The organism is Rohdeia mirabilis (assembly GCA_007750655.1).
In the GTDB taxonomy this organism is placed as follows: domain Bacteria; phylum Planctomycetota; class UBA1135; order UBA1135.
Genome location: CP036290.1, coordinates 4,514,640 through 4,539,899, shown reverse-complemented (window position 1 = coordinate 4,539,899; position 25,260 = coordinate 4,514,640). Strand labels below are relative to the sequence as shown.

The following is a 25,260-nucleotide window of genomic DNA, read 5'->3' as shown; positions in this document are numbered from 1 at the left end:
CCCCTCGCCGCCCCTCGCACCGCACCATGCGTCCTCTCCACACACCCCGATCGCGCCGCGGCGTCGTCCTCGTGCAGTTCGCGCTGCTCGTGGTCGTGCTGCTCGGTCTGGCCGCTCTGACGAGCGACCTCGGCCTGGCGCGCAACGCCGGCGGTGCGATGCAGAACGCGGTGGACAGCGCCGCGCTCGAGGGTCTGCGCTGGTCGGACCAGACGACGGACGTCGTGCGTCGCGAGCGCGCGGCCGAATTGGTGCGCTTCACCTTCGACGGCGACGGAGCGACGGCCACGGCGGCGGACTACGAGAACGTCGACGACCGCATCGGAGCCGGTCCGGTCCTAGAGGTCGTGAACGCTGGCGGAGTGGTCGGCGCGGGCGGACTCGTCCCGAGCAGCCTCGGCGTGCACAAGCCGAACCCGGCGCTGAACCTCGTGAACCTTCAGCACGGAGACCTCGTGGCCGGACGGGTGCGTCCGGAAGCGTTCGGAGGAGCGACGGCGCCCTTCTCCGTCGGTGTCGAGGACCGCTTCTACGGGCGCAACGACTTCGACGTCGCGACGGGCGATGCGCCGGCGTTCCTCGCGCGTCTGCGTCGCACGCCGGACCTCGACGGTCTCGACGCCCAGAGCACGGTCAGCACCACCGGCGGCGGTGTCCCGCTGATCTTCGGCCACGGTCCGCTGACGCTCGCGTCGCAGGGATCGGGGTACGACGTGCGTTCGCTGGGGATCGCCGTCCGCGCGACCGCGATCGCCGACGGTCGCAGCGTGGTCGCGGCCGGCCCCTTCCTGCCCGAGCTCGCGCCCAGCGATGGAGCGTGGAGTCGGCTCGCCTTCGGACACCCGCTGTTCGACGTGACGATCGGTGGCGAGACCCTGGGCCGCGAGCTGTCGATCGCGCTCGTCACCAGCGACCCGAGCCTCCCGCTCGCCGGCCTCTCCGGCACGTTCGACGTGGCGCCGGACGCAGCGCTGACCGAGACGGGCGCGCCCGCCGGCTTCGAGCTCGAGCTCGTCATGACGCCGGGCACGCGCGCGCTCGAGCTCGGTGGTGCGACGCCGCGCGACGCGTCGATCCGGGTCGGCGACGTGCTCGAAGCCGTCGCGACGGATTCGATCGACGGTTCGACGATGAGCCTCGACAGCCCGCTCGATCCGGCCGACCCGACGGGCGCGAGCGTGCGCCACGCGCTGCTCGTTCCGGTCGTGCTGTCGGCCACGCGCGAGGTGATCGGATTCGTCGCCGCCGACCTCTACCTCGGGCCGAGCGGCGAGGAAGCCAGCCTGCGTGCCGAACTGGCCGCGGACCCGAGCACCGTCACCGCCTTCTTCGCGCGTCCCGCCGACAGCCTGCGCGTGGCGCTGCTGCCCTCGCGCGTCCTGCCGATCAACGCGACCTCGAGCGACGCCCAGGCCTGGCGCGACCTCGAAGCCGATCCGCAACTGCTCGCCTCGTTCCGCTCGTTCTCGACCCCCGCGCTCGCACCGACCCTCGTGCGCTGAGCGCGCCTCGCAGCCCACCAGAGGTCGCGACCGCTCCCCGCGAGCGACCCGCGATCTCGAACACACCTTCTCGAACTGCCTCATCGCGATGGACAAGAGTTACCACCTGCTCGTCATCAGTTCCGACCCCGGCCTCGCGGCCGAGCTCGAGGACGCCCTCCCGTCGATCCCGGGGGTGCGCTTCACAGTCCAGAGCGAGACGGACCTGCGGCGCGGTGTCGAACTGGCGCGGGATCGCGCGCTCGATCTGGTCGTGCTGCGCCTCGAGGAGAGCGAGTCGCGTCTGCCCGAGATCGCCGACGCCATCAAGCGCGATTCGCCGGGCACGCACATCGTCGCGGCCTACACCGAGGACTTCCTCCACGGTGAGCACAGCCCGGCGCTGATCATCCAGTCGATGCGCGCGCACGTGACCGACTTCCTGCGGCGCCCGGTGTCGCCGTCCGAGTTGGCCGGCGTGCTCGATCGTCAGCTCATCAACGCGCGCAGCGGCGGCAGCGGCGTCGACGGCGCGGTGGTGTCGTTCATCAGCAACAAGGGCGGCATCGGCAAGACCTCGGTCAGCCTCAGCACCGCGGTGCTGTTGGCCAAGTGGCACCCCGACCGCGTGCTCCTGATCGACGCGTCGCTGCAGCTCGGCATCTGCGGAAGCATGCTCGACGTCGAGCCGGCGACGGGCCTGGTGGACGCCTGCCGCGAGGCGTTCCGACTCGACACGACGCTGCTGCGCAACCTGACGGCGCGCACGAAGAGCGGCTTGCGGGTGCTGACCGCGCCGCGCGACGCGATCCAGGCCGCGCAGGTCGACGAAGCGGCGGTCGCGCGCGTCATCGGCATCGCCCGGCGCGCGTTCGACTACGTCATCGTCGACACGTTCCCGGCGGTCGACGCCGTCTCGATGGCGATCCTCGACCTGACCGACCAGGCCTACGTCGTCACGTCGGACCTCGTCCCGATCGTCCAGAGCATGCCGGCCTACATCGACGTGGTGCTCGGTCTCGGGGTGCCCGAGGACCGGCTGCGCGTCGTGCTCAACCAGCCGTACCCGAACTTCTCGGGGCGACTGGGCGCCGACGTCGTCGCCGAACGCCTCGGTCGCGACATCGACCACGCGATCCCGTACTCGCGCCGCCTGTTGGCCGCCGCGAACCTCGGACGTCCGTACGTCCTGAACGCTCCGTCCTGGTTCGGCTTCGGCAAGGCGGTGAAGAAGCTCGCGCTGGAGATCGAGAACCTGCACGACGGCGAGGGTGCGCTCGAGATCGAGCCGGCCCGTCCCCGTTCGCGCGCCGAGCGTCGCGAGGATCGTCACACCGAGCGCGTGAACGGCAAGGCCGCTGCCGCCGCCGAGGCCGAGGAGGCCGCCGACACGCCGCGCCGTCGAGCCGCGGCGCGGACCACCGCCCGCAAGGCCGCCCGCTCGGCCGCCGCGTCGAGCGCGGGGCGCGCTCGTCCGACCGACCGCATGATCGACCCGCTCACCGGGGAACCGGTGCGCGAGGAGGGGTCGGCCTCGTGAACCCGAGCGATCGACTCTCCACCTCCGGCGCCTCGTCGCGCGAGGCCCGCGACGCCATCGGCAGCGGCCCGCACGCGGTGCGTTCGCTGTTCCGCCGCAGCGTCAACATCGACACGTCGGGTCGCCTCGAGCGCACCGACCGACCCGTCCGTGACGACTTCGCCGAGCCCACGGCTCCGCGCACGTCGGGCACCGACTACGTGCAGGTGAAGGCGCGGCTCCAGGGCCGGCTGTTCGACCACCTGGGCGAGCGCGGTCTCCTCGGCGCGAGCGACACCGTCATCCGCGCCGAGACCGAGGCCTTCGTCGAGGAGGTCGTCGAGACCGAGACGCTGCCGCTCAACGAATCGGAGAGCAGCCGCCTCGCGCAGGAGTTGGTCGAGGAAGCGCTCGGACTGGGCCCGCTCAGTCCGCTGATGCTCGACCCGGCCGTGACCGACATCCTCGTGAACGGGCCGGACGAGGTCTACGTCGAGCGTTTCGGACGCCTCGAGAAGACCGACGTGCGGTTCCGCGACCGCGACCACATCGTGCGTCTGATCGAACGGCTCGCGATGCGCGTCGGGCGACGGATCGACACCTCGTGGCCGATGGCGGACCTGCGACTCGCCGACGGGAGCCGCGTGAACGCCACGCTGCCGCCCGTGTCGATCGACGGGCCGACGCTCTCGATCCGTCGCTTCGGTCACCGCCGTCTGCGTTCGAAGGACCTGGTCGAGAAGAAGATGCTCTCGCAGGAGATGCGCGAGTTCTTCAACTTCGCGGTGCGCGCGCGCAAGAACCTGTTGATCTGCGGCGGCACGGGTTCTGGCAAGTCGACGCTGCTCGGCGCACTGGCCGAAGCGATCCCGGGCGACGAACGCATCGTCACGATCGAGGACACGGCGGAGTTGCAGCTCGACCAGGAGCACGTGGTGCGCCTCGAGACGCGGCCCCCGAACGTCGAGGGCCGCGGCGAGATCGCGTCGCGCGACCTTCTGATCAACTGCCTGCGGATGCGGCCCACGCGCATCATCGTGGGCGAGGTGCGCTCGGGCGAGGCGCTGGACATGCTCCAGGCCATGAACACCGGTCACGAGGGTGGTCTGTGCACGGTGCACTCGAACTCGGCCCGCGACGCGCTGTCGCGACTCGAGACGATGGTGCTGATGGCCGGCGCCGACCTGCCGAGCCGCGCCATCCGCGAGCAGATCGCTTCCGCGATCCACATCGTCGTGTACGTGCGACGCTTCGAGGACGGCGTGCGCCGCATCGCGACCGTCTCCGAAGTGACCGGCCTCGAGGGACAGACGCCGCTCCTGCAGGAAATCTACCGCTTCCGCACCACGGACCGCGACCGCGGGCGGATCATCGGCCAGCACGAGCCGACCGGCATCGTCCCGCACCTGGCCGACGAGCTGCGCGCGCGCGGCGAAGAGCTGCCGCTGAACCTGTTCCGCAAACCCGCGGATCGCGCCGACCGCGACGAGGTGGGACGTGGCTGAGTTCCTCCTGGCCGCAGCCATCCTGCTCGGCGCCTGTGCGATCGCCTACGGCGTGCGCGCGGCCTGGGTCCGCACCCATTCGACGGCGCGCCTCGCCCGTCACCGCGAGGACGTCGAGGAAGAACTGCGCGAGATCGCCGAGGACGAGTTCGCGAGCGGCAGCGTGCTCGAACGCCGGCGTTGGCCCATCTGGGTCGGCGGTCTGGGTGCGTTCGCGATCGGGCTCTTCGTGTTCGATCTGACCCCGACCGTGGCGTTCGCGATGGGCGTTCTCGGCGGCGTGTTCGGTTGGCGCCTCGAAGAGCGTCGGGTCGAGCAACTCGTCCTGAAGCTCGAGACCCAGCTCGCCGACGCGATCGACCTGATCGTCGGCTCCGTGCGCTCCGGGGGCACGATCGTCGACGCGATGGGGCACGCCTACGACCGTGTCGACGGCGTCGTCGGCGAGGAGCTGCGCGACGTGGTCGATCGCCTGCGCCTCGGCCAGAGCCCGCGCGAGGTGCTCAACGACTTCCGCGAGCGCATCCCGCTCGACTCGTTCCGCCTGTTCACGTTCACCGTCGGCACGAACTGGGAGGGCGGCGGCGGGCACGGGCACGCGCTGTCGTCCGTCGGGCGGGCCGTCCGCGATCGCGTCGCCCTGCGCCGCCGTTTGCGCACCCAGACCGTCGAGACCGAGCTGTCGGTGGTCGGTGTCCTGGCGCTGACCTACGGGCTCGGCTACCTCGTCGCGCACTCGTCCACGATCGACTTCGGACAGTTCACGCGCAGCTCCATCGGCCAGTTCGTCGTGACGTCGATCCTCCTGCTGCAAGCCGTCGGCGTGCTGTGGGTCCAACGCCTCGCCCAGATCCGAGTCTGATGCCGTCCTCCTTCGCCACCGGCCACCTCGCTGCCGGATTGTTCGACAGCGAGTGGATCAACTTCCTGCTCGTCGTCCTGTTCGTCGGCGGCCTGTGGGCCAGCGTGCGCATCGCGACCGTGCGACGCGCGCGGCACCGGCTGCTGCGGCCCGCGGCGATCGTCGAGGACGACGACGAGGGACGCGGCCCGGGACTCGACGCCAACGACAGCGCGCTGCGCCGTTGGCTGTTCCTGGCCGGTTTCCGCGACAGCTCCGCTCCGGCGATGTTCGTCGCGGCGGAGGCTCTCTGCGCTCTGGCCGCGCTGATCCTCGTGCCGGTCCTGTTGACCTCGGACGTGCTCGCGCGCGGCGCCGATCTGGCGGACGGGCTGCCCGGTGGGCTCGGAGCCGCGATCTCGCCGCTCTACGCCTGGGCGCCGGTCCTGATCGGGGTGGCGCTGCTCGCACTGCCGGTCGTGCACGTGCGCAGCGCGCGTCGCAAGCGCGTCGACCTGGTCGAACGCGACCTGCCGATGACGCTCGAACTCCTCGCGTCACTGGCCGAAGCCGGGCAAGGTCTCGACTCGTCCATCCAACGCATCATCGAGACGCAGGACGACGAACGCCCGCTGCACGAGGAACTGCAGCGTTTCCGCGCCGAGTCGCTCTCGGGCCAGTCGCGACGCCAGTGCTACAAGAACCTCGCGGCGCGCCTCGACGTTCCGGCCGTGTCGGTGTTCGTGTCCGCGCTGACGCACGCCGAGGAGGTCGGCGCCGGCATGGCCGGAACGCTGCGCCAGCAGGCCGACGAGCTGTGGAGCCGCCGGCGCGAGAACGTCATGGCTCAGTCCCAGCTGCTGCCGACCAAGCTGGCCGTCCCGCTCGTCGTCTGTTTCCTGCCCGGCATCCTCGCCGTGACCGTGGTGCCCGCCCTGACGAACCTCGTCGGGCTCATGCCGCGCTGAACCGTCCAATCCCCTCCGCCTCGACCGCGTTCGCGCGCCCCTCTCACGATCCAGTCATGCGTACTCTCGCCATCCTGCTCCTCGTCGGTCTCAGTGCCAGCTGCTCGGTCTTCAACCACCGGCCGATCCCGGAACTCGGCGATCCCGACGTCGAGCTCGACGCCGTGCTGACCGAACTCCGCGACGCGCGCGACAAGGACGCGGGCGAGATGGACCACGAGGATCCGCGCTGGAAGCAGACGCGCAGCCGCAACGAGGTGCTGACCGCGCTGGAGTCGCTGGCGTTCGACTTCCCCGGGAACGCGCGCATCCGCTACACCTGCGGCGCGGCGGCCTACGAGACCGGCCGGCGCGACCACGCGCAGATCCACCTCGACGCCGCGCTCGCCGCCAACCCGCGCGCGATCGAGGCCACGTCGCTGCGCGCGCGCATGTCGATCGAGGACGGCAACTACCCGCGCGCGCGGCGTCTGGTCGAGGACGGCCTGCTGCTGGCGCCGGACGCGGTCGAGCTGCACATGCTGGGCGCCCAGCTCGAACACCTCGACGGGAACCAGGACGCCGCGCTCGCGGCGCTGAACCTGGCGGAGAAGCTGGGAGCCGAGAGCTGGCGCGTGGACTACCACCGGGCGCTCGTGCACGAGGAACTGGGCAGCGCGACCGAGGCCGAGAACCTCCTGCGCCGCTGTCTCGAGGCGGCGCCCGACTTCGCTCCGGCCCGCAGCCGTCTGAACCGGATCGAGGCGCGCTGAGTCGCGGCGGGGCCGAGGCGCTCGTTCCGCGTCGAGCGGGGGCGGGTGCCAGGCGAGGGCGGGTGCCAAGCGGAGGACGGTGCCAAGCGGGAGACGGTGGCGCGCGCGGACGTCGAGACCCGGCGGCGGCGGGACCGATGACCGAGGTGGAAGCCTTCACCTCGATCTCTCCGCCCGCCGCCCGCTGCTCCCATGTCCACCGCCGCCGCTCTCGCAGCCCTCCTCAGCCTCAGCCTCGCGCCGTCCACCCCGGACGTCACGGCCCGCCTCCCGCTCGCGCCCCCGGCCCAGGACGAGCGCTGGATCGGGATGCTCGACCTCGCGGGCGAGCCGTGTCTGGTCGGCTGGGGTCCGCGCGGCGCCTTCCCGGCCGCGGTGCACGCGGATGCGGACGGACTGCACGCCCAGGTCGGAGCACACGTCGCACTGGCGCTCGATCCCGTGCTCGGCGCCGCGCTCGACGTCGACGGCGACGGCCGCGAGTCCTGGTGGTGCGTGCAGGACGGCGTGCTGGTGGAGCTCGTGGTCACGGACGACGGGGCGCTCGAGCGGGGTGCGACCGTCGCATCGATCTCCGGCGCGGTCCTCGGCTTCGTCGACGGCGCGCTGCCGATCGTCGCGACGCCCAGCGGCGAGGAAGTGGTCGGCACCTTGGTCCAGACGCCCGGCGGCATCGTCCTCGAACACCTGTGGTCCGCCCCGTCCCGGTCGCGCACGGCGGCGCGCGGCGCGAGCGGCGACCTGTTGATCGCGGTCGATGCGACCGGGAACGGTTGGGTCGTCGGCGAGGGCGCGTTGGCGGTCGACCTGCCGTTCGAGCTCCGCTCCTTGCGCGCCCTGTCGAACGCCGACGAGACGCTCGTGCTGCTGGCCGAAACGGTCGACGGCGCCTGCCTGCGCTTCGTGGCAGTGAGCGCGTCCGACGGCAGCCTGCGCGGCACGTTCGCGCCGGTCGCGCTCGAGGGCGGCGCCGCCGAACTCGAGAACGCCACGGCCCTCGACCTCGACGGCGACGGAGACATCGACCTGGCGCGTTTCGTGCCCGGCACGGGACTCGTCGCTCGCACGGCCTGGGGCCTCGCCGGCTACCTCGCGCCGCGCACGCTCACCACCGCAGGCGCCGACGCCTCGACGGGCGCGTCCAGCGTCCGTCGTTTCGCGCGGCTCGAGCGCGGCGGCGCGTCCGAGCGGCCCGCGGGCGTCCTCGCGCTGACGCCCGACGCCGTCCAGCGCGTCGACGGCAGCGGGCTCGACGCGCAGGCCGCTCCGCTCGACGGCGGCCAGGTCGAAGCGCTCGATCTGGACGGCGACGGCGACGCGGACCTCGTCCTGTTCGATCCCGAACAGGGCGCGTTCATCGGCCGCAACGACGCCACGGGCACCTTCACGTTCCAACCGATCGCCGCCGCGCCGACCGCGCTCGTTCCGACCGAGCGCGACGGTCGCTTCGATCTCGTCGGCCGCGATGCGCGTGGCTGGTTCGTCGTCGAGTCCCGTCCCGACGGCCGACACGATCCGGAATCGCGCCGCGCGATCGCCCTCCCGCTGCGGGCCGACGCGTTCCTCGCGGGCGACCTCGACGGCGACGGAACCAGCGAACTCGTCGGTGACGGCAGCGTGTTCGCGCGCGGGCCGCTCGGCGAGTGGGAGGACGTCGCGCCCGCTCCGTGGGACGTGCTGTGCCTGGCCGACGTCGACGGCGACGGCCGCGACGACGCGTTCACGCTCTACCCCAGCGGACGACTCGTCAACGTCGTCGCCGCCACCGCGGGACTCGCGCTCGACCGCACCCTGTTCGGCATCGCCGTCGACGCGCCGGTCGACGCCATCGTCCATCTGCCCGCGGCGAACGGCGCCGCTGCCGTCATCGCGGTCGCGACGGGCGCGGTCTGCCATCTCGTCGAACAACGCGCCGGCACCTGGATCGAAGTCGCTCGTGTGTCACTGGCACTGGACGCGGCGGACGGCGAGCCGCTCCACCTCGACGTGGTCCCCGGCACCGACGGCGAGCCCAGCGAGCTGCTCGTCGCGAACGGCGACGGACGCGTCCAGCGCGTGTACCGCGTCGCTGGCGGCGACGAGTGGCGAGCGGGGACCGTGCGACGCGCGCCGCTCGGCACGGTCGCGACCGACGTGGACGGGGACGGCGACACCGACCTCGTAGGCCTCGACCACGGACTGCAGACCTGGGCCGGTACGCGCCACGCCGGCGACGACGCGGGCCGCATCCAGCAGTACGGCGCCGGTGAACTCGGCAGCGACGGACAGATGCCGCTGCTCGGCGCGCGCGGTCCGGTGCGCGCATCGACCGCACCGGGTGAAGTGCGACTCGTCGGTGTGCTCGGCGGTGCGACGCTGTTCGTCGCCGTCACGCCCTTCGACTGGGTGCTCGACCAACGGCACTCGAGTTGGACCGGGATCTTCGACGCCACCCAGTTGAGCTGGATCGGCGGACGGGCGGACGGCCGCTTCGGCGAGCCGGGTGTCGGCCGTTGGACGTTCGGACTCGACTTCCTTCCCGGGCTGGTGGGACGCACGCTCATCGGTCAGGCCTTCGTGCTCGACGACGGCGCCATCGGTGGCATCAGCGCGTCGAACCGGGTCGCGGTGACCTTCGGTCGCTGAGCCGCGCGCGATCTGGACCATGAGCCAAGGATCCGCATCCGGTCGCGGCGAGCGCGTCACCTGCTTCGGGTGCGTGCACCTCGTCACGACCTACCAACCGGCCTTCCCCTACGCCTGTCGGCTGATGGGCATGAAGTCGCGTGCGCTGCCTTCGATCGAGGTCTTCAAGGAGACCGGCGAGGACTGCCGCGGCTACGAGACGCGGTCCAACGAGGCGCGGTCCGCCGACGCGCGGCGCGACGGCCGAACGGGCTGAGCCGCCGTCACTCGCGGCGACCTTCGACGCCCTCGACCGCGATCCCCGCGCGGCGCAGGACCTCGGCCGTGACGCCGGGACCGTCGACCAGACCGCCGTCCACGTGCGTCGCCCTGCACCCGCAGGACGGCGAGCGCTCCTTGAGGTAGGCGCGCGTCGCTCCGACCTCGCGCGCCCGCTCCAACGCGCCGCGTGCTCCGGCGAGGAAGGCGTCCGTCACGTCCGCTCCGGCGTCGGTGACCACGCGCGCCTCGCCCTCGACGACGGACGCGGCCGATCCCGTCAGCCAGGCCGGCGGGCGCGGCGTCGCGAGACCGCCCGCTTCCTCCGGGCAGAACGGCACCGCGACCTCGCCGCGCGCCGCGAGCTCCGCGCGCAGGACCGCGTCGGCGTTGTGCCGCCCGTCGTAGCGACAGGTCCGGCCCAGGAGGCAGGCGCTGACGAGAACGGAGCGGGGTGCGTCGCGCGCGTCCGAGGGTGGGTTCTCGGGGGTGTCCACCGCGTGAGTCTACGCAGCCTCGCCGACCTTCGCCGCGCCGTCTAGACTCGTCGGCATGAGCGCGCGCTCCCAAGGTCGGCCGTCCCACGGATCCGTGGGCATCCTCGTCCCTCTCGCTCCGGGGTTCGAGGAGATCGAAGCGGTCACGATCATCGACGTGTTGCGCCGCGCCGACCTGTACGTCACGACCGCGACGCTCAGCGACTCGGGCGACCTGAGCGTGACCGGCGCGCACGGCATCGCGATGCGCGCGGAGATCCGACTGGTCGACGCCGACGTGGACGAGATCGACGCGCTCGTGCTGCCGGGCGGGATGCCGGGAACGCAGAACCTCGCGGAGGACCGGCGCGTGCTCGACCTCGTGCGCGCACTCGTCGAGCGCGGACAACCGGTCGGCGCGATCTGCGCGGCTCCGGCCGTCCTGGCGATCGCCGGTGTGCTGGAAGGTCGGCAGGCGACGTGCCACCCCGCCTGGCGCGGACGACTGGCGGGTGCCGCCGTCCAGGGCGAACCGGCCGTCGTGACCAGCGACAACGTGATCACGAGTCAGGGCGTCGGTACCGCGCTGGCCTTCGCGCTCGAGCTGGTGCGCCAGTGGAAGGGGCGCGACGTGTCCGAGAAGCTCGCCGAAGCGATGGTCGTCTGAGCGACCGTTCACCGCCCCGATGTCCCACCAACTGTTCGCCGAAGTGGCGCGACTCGTCGACGCCGGCGAGGACTGCGCCCTGTGCACGATCGTCGAGACGCGCGGCTCCACGCCGGGCAAGTCGATGATGAAGATGCTCGTGCGTCGCGACGGCACGTTCACGGGTACGGTGGGGGGCGGGTGCCTCGAGGCGGAGGTCCTCGAAGCCGCGCTCGAAGCCCTGGCGGACGAGCGCTCGCGACTGCTCGAGTTCGCGCTCAACGAACGCGACTACCCCGATTCCGGCCTCATCTGCGGCGGCAAGGTGCGCATCTACGTGGAACCGATCACCGAAGCTCGACTGTTCCTCATCGGCGGCGGCCACATCTCGGGCGCGCTCGCTCGCATCGCCGCGCCCGCCGGCTTTCGCGTCGCGATCCTCGAGGACCGACCGGAGTTCGCGAACACGGAGCACCACCCCGACGCCGCCGAGTTCCGCGTCGGTCCCTTCGCGGAACTGGCGGACGGGCTTGCGCGCGAAGCGAACGCCTACGTCTGCATCGTCACGCGCGGGCACCACGGCGACGGCGAGGCCCTGTTCGCCCTGTGGAAGTCCGGCGTGCGGCCGAAGTACCTGGGCATGATCGGCAGCGTCGCCAAGCGCGAGCAGATCTTCGCCGACCTGCGCGCGCGCGGCGTCGACGACGGATTCCTCGGGCGGGTCCAGTGCCCGATGGGGATCCACATCGGCGCCCGCAGCCACCCCGAGATCGCCGTCAGCGTGGCGGCCGAACTGATCCGGGTCCGGCGACTGGACGGGGCCTCCGCGAGCGCGGATTCCTGAGCCCGGCCCCGCGCCGGAACGTCCCTCCGGCCGGCCAACGCGGTCCCGCCGCGCGGCTTCCACGTCCTGTGTCCGGGTCGGTTTGACCCCCCTCAGCGGGCCACCTATCCTGCTCGCCCGGTAACTCGGCCTGAACGCCGCGGTACTTCGCCCGTTGGCCCGACGACTCCCGGCCACACGACCACTCGGTCTTCGCGACGACGACTGTTCCTTCGCACCCACCTCACGATGGATCTCCGCACGGTTCTCTCCACCTCGCTCCTCTCCTTCGCCGCCGCCGCCAGCTTGCTGGCCGGCGACGCGACCGCCGACACGATCCGACTCGCGAGCGGCGAGACGATCGACGGCATCAAGATCCAGGAGGAGACGCTGAACATCGTCGCCTACAGCAAGGGCAGCACGTCGCGCGAGGTGCCCTCCGACCAGGTGCTCTCGATCAGCTACGAGGAGTACCCGAACCTCGTCAAGAAGGCCGAGGAGGCCGCGGCCGAAGGCGACATCTTCGCTGCGATCGAGAGCTACGACCTGTACGTGGAAGGCCAGCTCGCCAACCCGAACGAGCGCAAGTTCAAGTGGGCCCCGGCCTACGCCGCCAACCGCGCCGTCGAGCTGAATCGCGCGGTCGGCAACTACGCTGCCGTGGTCGACGCGGCGAACCGCCTGCTCGGCAACTACGCCGAGTCGCGCTTCGTGCCGTCGACCTACCTGGCCAAGGCCGAGGCCCAGCGCTACACGGACGACGCCGCCGGCGCGAAGGCGACGCTCGACGCCCTGGCCGCGCTGGTCAAGTCCGAGAAGCTCTCCGAGCGCTACGCCTTCGACGTCGAGCTGGCCCTGCTCGAGATCGACAAGGGCCTCTCTCTCGGCGACCGCATGAAGCGCGTCGAGCGCCTCATCACCCAGGCCGGATCGAAGTACCCGACGGTGCGCCGTCGCGCCGAGCTGCTCGCGGGTCAGACGAACGTGGACGAGGCGAAGGCCGCTTCGGACGCCGCCGACGTCGAAGCGGCACTCGTTGCCGCCGAGAAGCGCTTCGGGACGCTGCTCGATTCCGCCGACTCGAGCGACGAGGTCCGCGCGGGCAGTTACGTCGGCCTGGGCGACGTCTACTTCTTCCGCGCCAACGGCGAAGCGGAAGGCCTCGCCAAGGCCGGCAACGAGTACCTGAAGGTCACGGTCCTCTACCCCGGTGAGCGCCGCTACCTGGTGCGCGCTCTGTACGAGGGCGGACGCTGCTTCTACGAACTGGGTCGCCTGAACGGCTCCGAAGTGGATCAGGCGCGCGCGCAACGCATCTTTGCGCGTCTGGGCAATGAGTTCCCGGACTCGAATCTGACCGAGAAGGCCAAGAAGCTCCGCTGAGTTCGCCGGGTCGCCGAGCGGCCCACGCGATCCACCTGCGACGCCCCGCGGCCCACTCGGCCGCGGGGCGTCGTGCGTTCCGGCCCGAACTCCGCTCGCGGGCGTGCCCTGCGTCGAACCCGCGGATCCGAATCCGGAGCCGAGCGGGCCGACACGCGACCGAGTCGTTCCGCACGGGCCACCGGTTGCCGGAACGTTCGCCGCGGCCCGCGGAGTGCGGAAGTGCGGCGTCGATCCTCGCTCGGAGCGCCGCACGCCCCGTCGAGCGCGCCGGGCGGCCACGAACCTCCGCAGCCGCGCGCACGGCGACCCTGTGGAGAGGGCGCCGCACCCTGCGCCGCCGCCGCCGCGCCACCGGACGGCCGGTCTCCTGTGTCCCCGGCCCCGCACGTCGCGGGGCGGTCGAACACGAGGAGACCCCCGACATGACCATCGCCCCCCCGCTCGCCGCCTGGGACGGCCTGCACGAGCTGCGCCCCGATCTCGAACGCTACCTCTCCGCCCGCTGCGGCGATCCGCACGACGTGGAGGACGCCGTGCAGGAGAGCTTCATCCGCGCGGCGCGCTACCGCTCGGGGCAGACCACCCCGGGGCGACTGCGGCCCTGGTTGATGCGCATCGGTGCGAACGTCATCGCCGATGCGCGACGCGGTGAACGCCAGCGCACCGTGGCGCTGTCGGACGAGGCGGCGATGTTGATCGAGTCGCGCGATCCGACGCCCGAGGAGGCCGTGGACGAGGGCGAGGTCGAGTGCGGCGCGCGCACCTTCGGTCTGGCACGTGCGCGCGGGCTGCTCGATCGAGCGTTGGACGGGCTGGCGGTGCACGACCGCACCGTGCTGCGCGGCTTCTACATCCAGGCCCTGTCGCGCGAGTCGCTGGCGCGGCGGTTGGGCGTCGGTCCCGGACTCGTCAAGGTGCGCCTGTTCCGGGCCAAGCGTCGCCTGCGTTCGGCCCTGCGCCGCGAGATGGAGGTGGCGGCGTGAGGTGGGGGGCACGGACCACCGCGGGCGCTGTGTCGCCCGCACTCACGATCCTCTGCGCGCTCGCGACGGTGGTCGGCGCACTCGTGGCCGTCGCACCCGCACCGTCGGGCGGCGTCGCGGCGGCGAGCGTCCGGGCGCTCGCCGGTGTGCGTGACGCGGCGCGCGGCAGCATCGTGCTCGACCTGACGCCGGAGCTCGAGGATGCGTCGGAACAGCTCACGCACGCGCGCTTCGTCGAGGACGGGCTGAACGGTGCGACAGGACGCGATCGCCTGCGCGTGCGTCTCCAGACGATCGAGGCCATGCGCGCGGTCCACGGACGCCATGCGGGTCTCGACGACGTGCGTGCGCGAGCGGCGCTCGCGGCGGGCGCGCACCTCTCGACGCTCGGGTTCGGCGAGGAGGCGCTGCTCGAGCACGACATCGCCGTGCGCCTCGCCGGCGACGAGGAACTGCGGTATCGGGCCCGGCTCGAGCGCGCGCGTTCGGCGCGGCGGACGGAACGGTGGGAGCGGGCCCTGGTCGACTTCCGCTGGTGCGCGGAGCACTCGCGCGGAGCGGAACGGATCGAAGCGCTCTTGTACGAGGGCGAGGCACAGGAGCGCCTGGGCTTCGAGGACCTGGCGCGCGAGGTCTGGCAGCGCGCGTTGATCGATGCCGTCCCCTGCACCGCGACGGTGGACGTGTACGACCGACTGGCGCGCGCGGCGCTCGCACGTGGCGACGAGGACGGCGCCGCGACATGGCTGGAGGACTGTCGTCGCGGTCTCGGTGATGCGTTGCGTGCGACGACACCGACCGGAACGGCGTTGCGACGTGCAGTTGTCGGCATGCGCGCGCGCTACGAACTGCAGTGCGCGGTCGGTGAGCGTTCGGTGCGTGCACCGTTGCTGACGAACGACGACGACGGTGTCGCGGACGAGTCATGACGCGTCCTGTTTTTGGGTCTCGCGCGCGATGAACGGACCAGGTGTTGACAGAGGTCGGCCGATGCTCGAAAAAGTCAATTCAGGCGGGGGACGCGTCGTCGTTCTACTTCGGCTGATCGGGGGGTGACCGGTGTGTTGCCGAGCGCCCCGTCGATCGCGGCTGTCGCGTCCCTTTCGATCAAGCCTCGACATCATGCAGGCGGCTCGCTCCTTCGGGTGTGGGCCGCCTGTTTAGGTCTCGGCCCGTTCCGCGGCGGCGCGAGTCCAGCGCCGAGTGTGCCGCGGGTCGCCGATCGACGGCTCGGAGCTGCGGTGCGACGTGCCCGAACGGACCCGTGGTGCCCGAACCGGCGCGCGCTCCACGAAGAAGGCGCGCCGTCCGGGTGGACGACGCGCCTCGTTCTCGGGCGACCCGCGCTGGGCCGCGTCGGTCCGGTCGACCGACGATCAGGTGCCGATGCCGAAGTAGGTGTAGCCGGACTCCTCGAGGCGCTTGCGGCTGTAGATGTTGCGGCCGTCGAAGACGATCGGGGTCTTCAGGCGCTCCTTCACGGCGTCGAAGTCCGGGCGGCGGAACTCGTTCCACTCGGTGACGAGGATCAGGGCGTCGGCGCCGTCGAGCGCGTTCATCGGGTTGGTCGCGTAGGCGACGGTCTCGCCGAGGTGGCGGTGCTTCGCCTCCTCCATGGCCTCCGGGTCGTACACGCGGACGGTCGCTCCGGCGGCGAGCAGCGCGTTGATGACCACGACGGCCGGCGCCTCGCGCATGTCGTCCGTGTTGGGCTTGAAGGACAGGCCCCAGATCGCGAAGTGCTTGCCGGAGAGGTCGCTGCCGAAGTGCCCCTCGACCAGCTCGAACAGGAGCCGCTTCTGGCGCTCGTTCACGTCCTCGACGGCCTGCAGGATCTTGAAGTCGTAGTTCGCGTTCTGCGCCGTGCGCACGACGGCCTTCACGTCCTTCGGGAAGCACGAGCCGCCGTAGCCGAGGCCGGCGAACAGGAAGCGCGATCCGATGCGCGCGTCCGAGCCGATGCCCTTGCGGACCTTGTCGACGTTGGCGCCGACGCGGGTGCAGATGTTCGCGATCTCGTTCATGAACGAGATCCGGGTGGCGAGCATCGCGTTGGCCGCGTACTTCGTGAGCTCGGCCGACTCGATGTCCATGTGGATGATCGGGTTGCCGGTCCGGACGAACGGGGCGTAGAGCTCGTCCATGACCTCGGCGGCCTTGGCGGACTCCGAACCGATCACGACCCGGTCCGGCTTCAGGAAGTCGTCGATCGCGGCGCCCTCCTTCAGGAACTCGGGGTTCGAGACCACGTCGAACTCGAGCTTGGTGTGCTGGGAGGCGCGCTCCTTCACCTTGCGCGCGGTGCCGACCGGCACGGTCGACTTGTCCACGATGACCGTGTAGCCGGTCATGTGCTCGGCGATCGACTGGGCGGCCGCCAGGACGTACTTGAGATCGGCGCTCCCGTCCTCGTCCGGAGGCGTTCCGACGGCGATGAAGACCGCGTCGGCGCCGGGGATCGCGTCCTCGTACTTCGTCGTGAAGTGGAGGCGATCGTCGGCGACGTTGCGCTTCAGGAGCTCCTCGAGGCCGGGTTCGTAGATCGGGACCTCGCCTTCGCGCAGGCGCCTGATCTTGTCCTCGTCGATGTCGACGCAGGTGACGGTGTTGCCGCTCTCGGCGAAACAGGTGCCGGCGACCAGGCCCACATAGCCTGTTCCGATGACCGCGATGCGCATGGGGAGAAGGTGCTCGATGTTCTCGAAGGGGAGCCGACCGGCGCGACGCGCGTCCCCGTTGGGACTGGACACGTGCGCGGGCGTGCGAGCGGAGGCTCGGGCTCCGGTGCGGATCCGGACTCCGGAACCGCCACTGGGGGGCCGAGAAGTCTACCCGAGCAGCCCTCGGGGGCGAGTCCCGGGCGGGGCTTCGGAGGCGCGCGCCGCCCGTGCGCGGGCGGTCCTGCGGCCCTGCTGCACCCGCTCCCCGATCCGCCTCAACTCCCGCTGAAATCGACGCCTTCGAACACGAGGGTCGGGCTGCGGAACGTGCTCCAGGGCTCCGGATCGTCGCCCACGGCCGCGAGCCTGGGAAGCAGATCGGCGTAGCTCCCGGTCACGTTCATCTCGGCCACCGGCGTCGTGAGTCGCCCGCCCTCGATGCGGTGCCCGTGGATCCCGAAGGAGTAGTCGCCCGTCGTCGGGTTGCTGTTGCCACCCAACCAACCCGCCACCAGGAAGCCTCGGTCGACGCCGGACACGAGGCTCTCGAGGTCGCCTGCTCCGCCCGCGAACACGACGTTCGTCGAGCCGGTCGTCGTGGGCGCCCAGCCGAGCTTCGAGCCGTAGTACGTGTCCACGAAGAAGGTCTCGAGCACGCCGCCCGCGATCAGGTGCCGCCGCTTCGTCGCCATCCCTTCCGAGTCGAACAGACGCGACGCGCCGGAGCGCGGACGGTGCGGCTCGTCCCACAGGTCGAGGTGTTCGCTCGCGATCCGGTCGCCGAGGCGCCCCTCGAGGAACGAACGGCGCTGCTGCACGGCACCGGCCTGCATGGCGCCGAGCACGCGGCGCATGAACGGCGACGCGGCCTGCGGGGTGAGCACCATCGTGGCGCGCGCGGACGGAGCCTTCGCGGCGCCGCGGCGGGCGAGCGCTCGCTCGAGTGCTTCTGAGCCGATCGTCCCGGGGTCGGGCACGTCGGCGCGGTGGGCGGCGCCGGTGAAGCGGTAGGCCTCGGGCCGCTTGTCGCCCGCGTCCTTCACGCTGACCGTCGCACCGAAGGACAGCGACGTGTGCTCGCCCGTGCCCTCGAACCCGTCGGCCGCGGCGCGCGCGAACAGCACGTGCCCGTCCGAGTGGTAGGCGGTCGCGCTGAGCACCGCGGCGTCGGCGCGCGCGGCGTCCTCGATCGCGGCGCAGATCGCGAGCCGATCGTCCTGGCCGAGCGCGTCGACCGCCGGATCGACCTGGTCGAGGTCGACGTCCGCGCGGTCCTCCCACAGGGCGCGCGGCACCGGCCGGCGGTGGGGGTCCTGTTCGAGCAGCCGCGTCATCGCCACGGCGTCGGTGACGAACTTCGCGAGCGTCGCCGGGCGCAGGTCCGTCGTGACGTGCGACGAATAGCGACCGTCGACCCACAGCTGCACGCCGATCGACGCGCTGCGGCTCTCCTCGATGCTCTCGACGCGTCCCTCGCGCTGTTGCAGTTCGAGCGAGCGCGCGGAACCGTACTGGGCCACCGCGTGGTCGGCGCCGGCGCTCGTGGCGAGGTCGACGGCGTGGCGCGCGCGCTCGAGGGCGGCTTCGACGTTCACGGCGTCGGCGGGCCGGATGGTGGTCTCACTGGGCATTGGTGCCTCCCACGGTCAGGCTCGAGACGAGCGAGGTCGGCATGCCTTGGGACACGGGCACGCTCTGGCCCGCCTTGCCACAGGTCCAGCCACCGGTGTCGAGCTTCGAGTCGTTGGCGACCATCGTGATGCGCGACAGGGCCTCGGGGCCGTTGCCGATGATGTTGACGTCCTTGATGGGGGCGGTGACCTTCCCGTCCTCGATCAGCCAGCCGTTCTTCACGAAGAAGGTGAAGTCGCCGGCGCCGATCTGCACCTGGCCGTTGGCGAAGTTCTCGGCCAGGATCCCGTTCTTCACGGACGCGATGACGTCGGCCGGTTCCGCGGTGCCGCTCTCCATGTAGGTGCAACGCATGCGCGGCAGCGGGACGTGGCGGAACGACTCGCGGCGTCCGGAGCCGGTCGGCGCGACGTCGTAGTGTTTGGCGCTGATCGTGTCGTGCAGATAGCCCTCCAGCACACCGCTCTGGATCAGAACGGTGCGCTCGGACGCGTTGCCCTCGTCGTCGACCTCGAGGGCGCCGCGTTCTCCGGCGTGCAGTCCCGAGTCGACGACGGTGACCTCTTCCATGGCGACGCGCTCGCCGACCTTGTTCGCGTAGATCGACACACCCTTGCGGTTGGCGTCGGCCTCGAGACCGTGTCCGATCGCTTCGTGCAGCAGGATCCCCGAGGCGCCGGCGGCCAGCACCACGGGCATCTCTCCGGCGGGCGGGCGGCGCGCTTCGAACAGGATCGACGTGCGCGCGATCAGGTCCTTCGCGAAGGCGTCGAGGCGCGACTCCTCGAACCACTCGAGGCCGTTGCGCGTGGCGAGGCTCCAGAAGTTGCTCTCCACGTTCGCGCCGTCGACCAGCGTGACCGACGCGCGCAGGACGGCCATCGGGCGGCGGTCGCTCGCGGCGCGCCCGTCGTCCGCGACCAGGGCCACGTACTCGTCGGAGTCGACCCAGGAGACCGAGACCTTCGCGATGCGCGCGTCCGCCGACCGCAGTCGCTCCTCGACCGAGCGCACGATCGCGAGCTTCGCGCCGAGCTCGACGTCGGGCCAGCCGCGATCCACGGGGTAGAGCCCGCGGCCGCCGATCGGCACGCCGACGCCGCGGGCGGCCGCGCTGGCCGGACCGCTGGCGATCGTCGCCGCCGCCCGGGCCGCCGCCCGCATCGGGGCCTCGGTGAGGTCCTCGCAGTAGGCGAACCCGGTCTGGTCGCCGAGGACCGAACGGATCCCGACGCCCCGATCGACCGCCGTCGAGGCGCGACTCACGATGCCGTCCTCCAGGCTGAGCGACGTCTGCGCGACGCGCTGGAAGTAGAGGTCGGCGCGGTCGGCTCCGCGTTCGAGGGCGGCGTCGAGCACGCGGCGGCAGGTGGGCTCGTCGACCTCGAAGTCGTGGAGCCAACGGGCGGAGGGGTCGGCGGTCTTCATGGCGCCATCCTAGGCCGCGGTGGATGTCGGACCCGTCCTCAGGGTTCGTTCAGCGACGGTGATGCGCATTTCTCGGGTTACACGACCGCATCCCGGTCGTAGAGACGCGCGGACAAGGGGTGGTTCCCTGATCGTCCGCCGCCGCGTTGGTCCTCCTCCGACGCGGCACGGTCGACCGACTGGGCAGGTTGGTCGACCAACGTGGCGCGACGAGCGTTCCTTCCTCGGAAGGCGATGCTCGGGCGCGCTGGTGTGGGGCCCCCGGGGGGGCGGCCCCACCCACTTCCAACAGCCGTCCCGCGCACCTGCGCGGGGCGGCTGTTCCTCTTTGGGGGGGCGCGACTTCGGAGCGCGAGATCGGTGGCTCGGACGAGCACTCGCACCGCACGCGCCCAGCGGTTCGGGCGACCGCGGTTCGGGCGACCGCAGTTCGGGCGACCGCGGTGCTCCGTGGGCTCGCGCCGCGGCGGGTCGGCCTGCATCGCGGGCCCCTCGCAGACCCTCGGGCTTCGAACGAGCGAGGGCGGCGCGCGCTCCGCCGTGGAACACGCGCCGCCCTCGCGGGTCGAGTCCCGAGCGTCGCGCTAGAACGACGTGCCGATCGAGAGGCCGACGTAGTGGTCGCCGTCCTGCTCGATCACGACGACGCCGGTGCGCCAGCCGTTCTCCCAGACGTAGTCGGCCGTGTGGTGCAGGTTGTCGCTGTCCCACATGGTCGTGGTCGAGAAGCGCTCCGCCCAGTCGATCCGCAGGCCGCCGATCAGCACGAGCTCGTCGTCGAACTCGCCGTAGGCCGTGCCCAGGTAGGGCGAGATCGGCAGGCCGGTCGCCTGACGCAGGTTCTTCGACAGCGTCGCGAAGTAGGCGCGGCCGTCCGGCGTTCCGATGCGGTCCGAGCTGGTGCCGACCATCAGCGCGGGGCGCGCATCGGTCTCGGTCCAGACCAGGTAGTTGGCGAGGAGCCCGTAGTCGTCGTCCTTCGGGTTCGCTTCGATGCCGACGGACAAGCGGTCCGTCAGCTGGTACTGGGCCGTGAGGCGCAGCCGCGCGCGATCGACGGGAATGCCCTCGATCAGCCGCAGGGCCACGCGCCAACGCTTCCATCCACCGTCTTCGCCGGCCGCACGGACCGGCGCACCCTCACCGGGTCACAAGGGTCAGCTCGGCACGACCGAGCTGTCCTGGGGCGGTCGTGCGTCGAGGTCGTCGTCCTGGGCGACGGGCGCGTTCGCCTGCCCGAGTGCCTCGCTCGACGTGGCGGCGCGAGCGAGCGCGCCGAGGTCGGCGGGGCCCGTCGGGGCGGCGATCCAGGGCACGAGGGCGCCTGCGATCACGAGGGAGGAGAGCACGATCATGCGTGGAGTCTAGCCCCGCTCCGAGCACCTGCGGTGGACCATCGCCCCACGCTGTCTCCGCCCCTCGGAGCGAGGACGAATCAGGCGCTCGAACCGCGCCGACCGGGCCGGTTCGGCTCCTACCGCCCCTGCGCCCCGAGCGCGGCGCCCAGCGACAGGCCGAAGCGCGTGCGCCCGTCCTCGTCGTCCTCGATCGCCAGGACGCCGACGCGCCAGCCCGACTCCCACTCGAACTCGAGCTGGTGGTGCAGGTTCTCGCCGTCCCACAGGCTGGTGGTCGAGATGCCGCGGCTCCAGTCGATGCGCACGCCCGCCAACACCTCGAACTCGTCCTCGAAGTCGCCCCACGCGAGGCCGACGTAGGGCGCGAGCGGAAAGTCGAGCTGTGGCTCGAGGCTCTTCGACGCGGTGACCCAGAACGCGCGGCCCTGCGGCGTGCCGATGCGGTCGCTGCTCGTGCCGACGACGACGGCGGGTCGATCGGCCGTCTCGTCCTGCACGCGGTACAGCGCGAGCGGACCGACCTCGCCCTTCTTCGGGCTGGCTTCGACACCGACGGTCAGGCGTTCGGTCAGGGCGTAGGTGGCGACCAGTCCGATCCGCGAACGTTCGGCGTCGATGCCTTCGACCAGCCGCAGGTCGAACTCGAAGCGCTCGGGCCGCAGGAAGGACGTCGATCCACGCAGCGCCGCACCGAGGCCGGGCGACACGGGCGCGAGCGGGACGCGCGAGACGTGCCCGAGCGGCGCGGGTTCGGCCGCCTGCTCGAGCGCGGGCGGCTCGTCGGCGAACGGCTCGATCTCGAACGGTGCGACGGGAAGCAAGAGGTGCGGTTCGAGGGCTGCGAACAGGAGGGCGAACGGGAGCATCGCGGGAGCCTAGCTGCGCGCAGGGCGACCTCCACCTGTCGCGCACCGTTCGCCGCGTTCTTTGCGAACCCTTGATCGCGGGCTGACGAACCGGGGGGCTCCCGTCGACTCGCGCGCCCTGCTCAGGCCGAGGGCGCGGCCCGCATCGCCGGCGGGGTCGCGCTCGCTCGCACGGCGCCGCGATGCAGGTCGATCCACTTCGCGATCGGACCCACGATCGCGAGCGCGAAGATCGGCGGCGCGGCGAGCAGTGGCCGCAGTTCGGTGTGGTCCGAGAGCAGCCTGATCACGCACTCCACCGCGGCGATCGCGATCACGACGCCGATACGTCCGCGCCGGCTCGAGACCGTGGTCGGCGGATCGGTGATCATGAAGAAGGCGAAGAACTGGTACATCGCTCCGGTCAGCGGCGCGAGTTCGGTCGCGAACGGTACGCCCGTCAGTCCGGTGCGCACGGCGGCGAAGGCCGTGAACGCCACCAGGTACGAGAGCGTCACGTGCAGCACGCCGGCGCGCGTCACGATCAAGAGTCCGACCGCCCACACGAGGCCCACGGTCCAGGGCGAGTTGCCCATCTGGATCGACAGGATCGGGATGCCCGTCACGAGCAACAGGGCCGCGATGGCGAAGTTGGTCGGGTTCCACAGATGGCGCCCGCGGTAGGTCAGCGCGTACTTGCTCGCCACCGCGATCAGTGCGCACAACAGGTAGGGCCAGAGTTGGTCGGCCTTGATCAGGATCACCGTGCTCGTGCCCGAGATGTACGCGCTCTGGATGCTGCCGAGGCGCCCGCGCACGAGCCACGAGAACAGCATCTCGGCGGCCACCGCCGTTCCGATCGCGACCGGCAGGACCCACAGGGTGCGCAGGATCCCGAAGCCGACTTGGCCGCTGACCAGCAGGATCGTGATGAGGACCGTGATCAGCCACTTGGGCTGCTTCCACCACGGGAGGGGTGCGGGCGGCGCGTCGGGCGTCATCGTGCGTTGGAGTCGTCTGTCGAGTCGGGTCGTCCCGGGCCTTGTTCGATGCGGTGCAGGCGCCGCGGCTCGAGGTTGGTGAACGTCTCGCGCGTGCCGTCGGGCCAGTGCACCGTGACGATCGACTCACCGCCCGCGCCTGGCACTTCGTCACCGAGCCCGAAGTGGAGTCGCCGCGCGCTCTGGGCCGAGAACCCGCTCGAGCCTTCGACGACCTGGAGCTGGGTGCCACCCCCGAACGTGACCGACACCGCCGCCCCGATGGCCGACGTGTTCGGCGCCCGTCCGCGCAGTTCGAACTGGATCCACCCGCGCTCGGCCGCGCCCGGCGTCTCGTTGCGGAAGTACTCGAGCGGTCCGCGCTGGTTCGCGACGACGGCGTCCAGCACGCCGCGGTTCTCGAGGTCCACCAGGATCACCGCTCGCCCGTCGTGCGCCTCGTGCACGCCCGCCGCTGCGCCGATCTCGACCAGTCGTCGCCCGCCGTTGTTGTGCAGCACGCGGCTGCGCTCGAAGCCCGACTGGCTCGCGCCGTCGAACGCTGGCCAGTTCGCGGCGTCGGCGAGCAGTCCGCCCGTTCCGCCGGACAGTTGCGACATGCGGTACCAGTAGTCCCGCTCCGGGTCGGCGGACACGAAGCCGTTGGTGACCCACAGGTCCTGCCACCCGTCGTTGTCGAGGTCCCCGAAGGCCGCGCCCCAGGACCAGCCGGTGTCCGTGACCGCGCGCCCCGCCTGGCCTTCGAGCACGCGACCGGCGTCGGCCATGCGGTTCACGCGCAGGCTGTTGCCGTGGAAGAGGTAGTTCGCGGCCGAGATGTTCGAGACGAAGATCGCGAGGCGCCCGTCGTTGCGCAGGTTGCCGAGCGCGACGCACATCCCGCTCTTGCTGTCGTGCCCGAGACCGGCCTCGGCCAGCTCGAAGCGCCGCCCCGCGCCGTCCGCGGTCGGTCGGTTGAGCCACAGCTCCTCGGGTCCGTAGTCGTTCGCGAGGTAGAGGTCGATCCAGCCGTCCTCGTCGAAGTCGGCGGCGCCCGCGGCCATCGTCCAGCGCCGCGTGTCGGGCAGCGCCGCTTCGGTCACGTCCTCGAACGTCCCGTCGCCGCGATTGCGAAAGAGCACGTTCCGCCCGCCGTTGCTCGAGAACTCGGCCGAGTCGTGCATGACGTTCGACGTGGTGAGGTTCCACAGGTCGTGCTCCTCGCGGAAGTAGCTCGTCACCAAGAGGTCGAGCCAGCCGTCGCGGTCGAAGTCGATCCAGCAGGCCGCGTTGCTGTTGAGCCAGCGCTCGACGCCGGCCGCGCTCGCCACGTCCTCGAAGCGCCCGCTCGCGTCCTGGCGCATCAGGGCCGTGCGACCGTAGCGGTACACGAACGCGTCCTCGTCGCCGTCGCCGTCGTAGTCGGCCCAGATCGAGCCCATGCACAGTCCGTCGCCGACGACGTTCAGGTCGGCGAGCCCGACCGTCGCGGCCCGGTCCTCGAAGGTGCCGTCGCCGCGGTTCACGAACAGGGCGTTGGCCGCGCCGAAGGCCGAGTTCGTGCAGTAGAGGTCGATCCACCCGTCGCGATCCACGTCGACCGCGCTGACGCCGGCGCCCACCGAGAGGATCCGGTCGCGCACGTGGTCGATCAGCGGGTCGAGCGGCGAGATGCGGTGCTCGAAGAGCAGTCCGGACGTGGCAGAGCGCTCGACCAGGACCACCGGCGTGTCGTCCGCCCCGACCGGCGCGGATGGCGCCGCGCGGTCGAGCCAAGCTCCCGCGCCGAGGCCGCCGAACACGCACGCGATCGCCGCCGCGCGACCCAGCGTCGTGCGCAGTGTGGGGCGCGAGGCAGCGGCGCGGGGGTCGATGGGCATGGTCACGGGAGCAGTCACGGCAGCAGGTGTGGGCGCGAGGCGGCCCATCCTAGGCCGCGACGACCGCGCGGGGCGCGGCGGAGATTCGGCGCGTGATCCGCAACCATCGGCGAGTCGGGGGGGTCTTCCCGGGTGGGCGGGGGAGGCGGTGGGCCAGAGCGCGCGACCCGCCGGCGAAAGGATCGACCGAGGGTCCCGGAGCGGGCTAGGTTGC

At 71.6% G+C, this 25,260-nt stretch carries 22 protein-coding genes; 13 read left to right on the top strand and 9 right to left on the bottom strand.

The genetic code is table 11. The features are described from left to right. Positions 1-26 precede the first annotated feature (26 nt). From Pla163_RS16875 to Pla163_RS16840, 8 genes are all read left to right on the top strand, one after another. Positions 27-1,502, top strand: coding sequence for a pilus assembly protein TadG-related protein (locus tag Pla163_RS16875; RefSeq protein WP_145191319.1), 1,476 nt, complete (start codon positions 27-29; stop codon positions 1,500-1,502). 88 nt (positions 1,503-1,590) lie between these two features. After that, positions 1,591-3,021: a CpaE/TadZ family protein gene (locus Pla163_RS16870; protein WP_145191316.1), complete on the top strand. Its 1,431-nt coding sequence runs from the start codon at positions 1,591-1,593 to the stop codon at positions 3,019-3,021. Next, a complete protein-coding gene (locus Pla163_RS16865; RefSeq protein WP_419186067.1) occupies positions 3,018-4,505 on the top strand; it encodes a TadA family conjugal transfer-associated ATPase in 1,488 nt (495 codons plus the stop codon). Before Pla163_RS16870 ends, Pla163_RS16865 begins: the two co-directional genes overlap by 4 nt. Then, complete coding sequence (locus Pla163_RS16860; RefSeq protein WP_145191312.1) at positions 4,498-5,367, top strand: type II secretion system F family protein; 870 nt, start codon at positions 4,498-4,500, stop codon at positions 5,365-5,367. Before Pla163_RS16865 ends, Pla163_RS16860 begins: the two co-directional genes overlap by 8 nt. Further along, the gene (locus Pla163_RS16855; protein ID WP_145191309.1) at positions 5,367-6,314 is read left to right on the top strand and encodes a type II secretion system F family protein; all 948 of its coding nucleotides are present in this window, start codon (positions 5,367-5,369) and stop codon (positions 6,312-6,314) included. The genes Pla163_RS16860 and Pla163_RS16855 overlap by 1 nt, the downstream gene beginning before the upstream one ends. A 56-nt stretch (positions 6,315-6,370) precedes the next feature. Beyond that, positions 6,371-7,066, top strand: coding sequence for a tetratricopeptide repeat protein (locus Pla163_RS16850; RefSeq protein WP_145191306.1), 696 nt, complete (start codon positions 6,371-6,373; stop codon positions 7,064-7,066). Between the two features lie 192 nt (positions 7,067-7,258). Then, on the top strand, positions 7,259-9,691 hold the full coding sequence (locus Pla163_RS16845) for an FG-GAP repeat domain-containing protein (RefSeq protein ID WP_145191303.1): 2,433 nt from the start codon (positions 7,259-7,261) through the stop codon (positions 9,689-9,691). Positions 9,692-9,710: 19 nt separating this feature from the next. After that, positions 9,711-9,947: a hypothetical protein gene (locus tag Pla163_RS16840; RefSeq protein ID WP_145191301.1), complete on the top strand. Its 237-nt coding sequence runs from the start codon at positions 9,711-9,713 to the stop codon at positions 9,945-9,947. 7 nt (positions 9,948-9,954) lie between these two features. Here the strand turns inward: Pla163_RS16840 and Pla163_RS16835 are convergent, their stop codons facing one another. Next, entirely contained in the window at positions 9,955-10,446 is a 492-nt protein-coding gene (locus Pla163_RS16835) for a 2-thiouracil desulfurase family protein (RefSeq protein WP_145191297.1), read from the bottom strand. Positions 10,447-10,501: 55 nt separating this feature from the next. On the opposite strand from Pla163_RS16835, the gene Pla163_RS16830 reads away from it, so the two are divergent. From Pla163_RS16830 to Pla163_RS16810, 5 genes are all read left to right on the top strand, one after another. Next, positions 10,502-11,092: a DJ-1 family glyoxalase III gene (locus Pla163_RS16830; RefSeq protein ID WP_145191294.1), complete on the top strand. Its 591-nt coding sequence runs from the start codon at positions 10,502-10,504 to the stop codon at positions 11,090-11,092. A 19-nt stretch (positions 11,093-11,111) separates the two neighbouring features. Further along, positions 11,112-11,915: an XdhC family protein gene (locus Pla163_RS16825; protein WP_145191290.1), complete on the top strand. Its 804-nt coding sequence runs from the start codon at positions 11,112-11,114 to the stop codon at positions 11,913-11,915. A 228-nt stretch (positions 11,916-12,143) separates the two neighbouring features. Continuing rightward, positions 12,144-13,277 carry a tetratricopeptide repeat protein gene (locus Pla163_RS16820; protein WP_145191287.1) on the top strand — a complete coding sequence of 378 codons (1,134 nt, stop codon included), beginning with the start codon at positions 12,144-12,146 and terminating at the stop codon, positions 13,275-13,277. 425 nt (positions 13,278-13,702) lie between these two features. Beyond that, positions 13,703-14,263: an RNA polymerase sigma factor gene (locus Pla163_RS16815; RefSeq protein ID WP_145191284.1), complete on the top strand. Its 561-nt coding sequence runs from the start codon at positions 13,703-13,705 to the stop codon at positions 14,261-14,263. Positions 14,264-14,292: 29 nt separating this feature from the next. Continuing rightward, the gene (locus tag Pla163_RS16810) at positions 14,293-15,192 is read left to right on the top strand and encodes a tetratricopeptide repeat protein (protein ID WP_145191282.1); all 900 of its coding nucleotides are present in this window, start codon (positions 14,293-14,295) and stop codon (positions 15,190-15,192) included. Between the two features lie 447 nt (positions 15,193-15,639). Here Pla163_RS16810 and Pla163_RS16805 read toward each other — a convergent pair whose 3' ends face one another. From Pla163_RS16805 to Pla163_RS16770, 8 genes are all read right to left on the bottom strand, one after another. Beyond that, the gene (locus Pla163_RS16805; protein WP_145192608.1) at positions 15,640-16,941 is read right to left on the bottom strand and encodes a UDP-glucose dehydrogenase family protein; all 1,302 of its coding nucleotides are present in this window, start codon (positions 16,939-16,941) and stop codon (positions 15,640-15,642) included. A 257-nt stretch (positions 16,942-17,198) separates the two neighbouring features. Further along, the gene (locus Pla163_RS16800; protein ID WP_145191279.1) at positions 17,199-18,554 is read right to left on the bottom strand and encodes a TldD/PmbA family protein; all 1,356 of its coding nucleotides are present in this window, start codon (positions 18,552-18,554) and stop codon (positions 17,199-17,201) included. Then, on the bottom strand, positions 18,544-19,983 hold the full coding sequence (locus tag Pla163_RS16795; protein ID WP_145191275.1) for a TldD/PmbA family protein: 1,440 nt from the start codon (positions 19,981-19,983) through the stop codon (positions 18,544-18,546). The genes Pla163_RS16800 and Pla163_RS16795 overlap by 11 nt, the downstream gene beginning before the upstream one ends. 584 nt (positions 19,984-20,567) lie before the next feature. Further along, positions 20,568-21,071 (bottom strand): hypothetical protein, encoded by a 504-nt coding sequence (locus Pla163_RS16790; RefSeq protein WP_145191272.1) that lies wholly within the window; start codon positions 21,069-21,071, stop codon positions 20,568-20,570. 69 nt (positions 21,072-21,140) lie between these two features. Beyond that, positions 21,141-21,338 (bottom strand): hypothetical protein, encoded by a 198-nt coding sequence (locus Pla163_RS16785; RefSeq protein WP_145191269.1) that lies wholly within the window; start codon positions 21,336-21,338, stop codon positions 21,141-21,143. 119 nt (positions 21,339-21,457) lie between these two features. Then, positions 21,458-22,207 (bottom strand): hypothetical protein, encoded by a 750-nt coding sequence (locus Pla163_RS16780; protein WP_145191266.1) that lies wholly within the window; start codon positions 22,205-22,207, stop codon positions 21,458-21,460. Positions 22,208-22,329: 122 nt separating this feature from the next. Then, the gene (locus tag Pla163_RS16775) at positions 22,330-23,187 is read right to left on the bottom strand and encodes an RnfABCDGE type electron transport complex subunit D (RefSeq protein ID WP_145191263.1); all 858 of its coding nucleotides are present in this window, start codon (positions 23,185-23,187) and stop codon (positions 22,330-22,332) included. Continuing rightward, positions 23,184-25,046: a CRTAC1 family protein gene (locus Pla163_RS16770; protein WP_419186066.1), complete on the bottom strand. Its 1,863-nt coding sequence runs from the start codon at positions 25,044-25,046 to the stop codon at positions 23,184-23,186. The genes Pla163_RS16775 and Pla163_RS16770 overlap by 4 nt, the downstream gene beginning before the upstream one ends. Between the last annotated feature and the right edge of the window lie 214 nt (positions 25,047-25,260).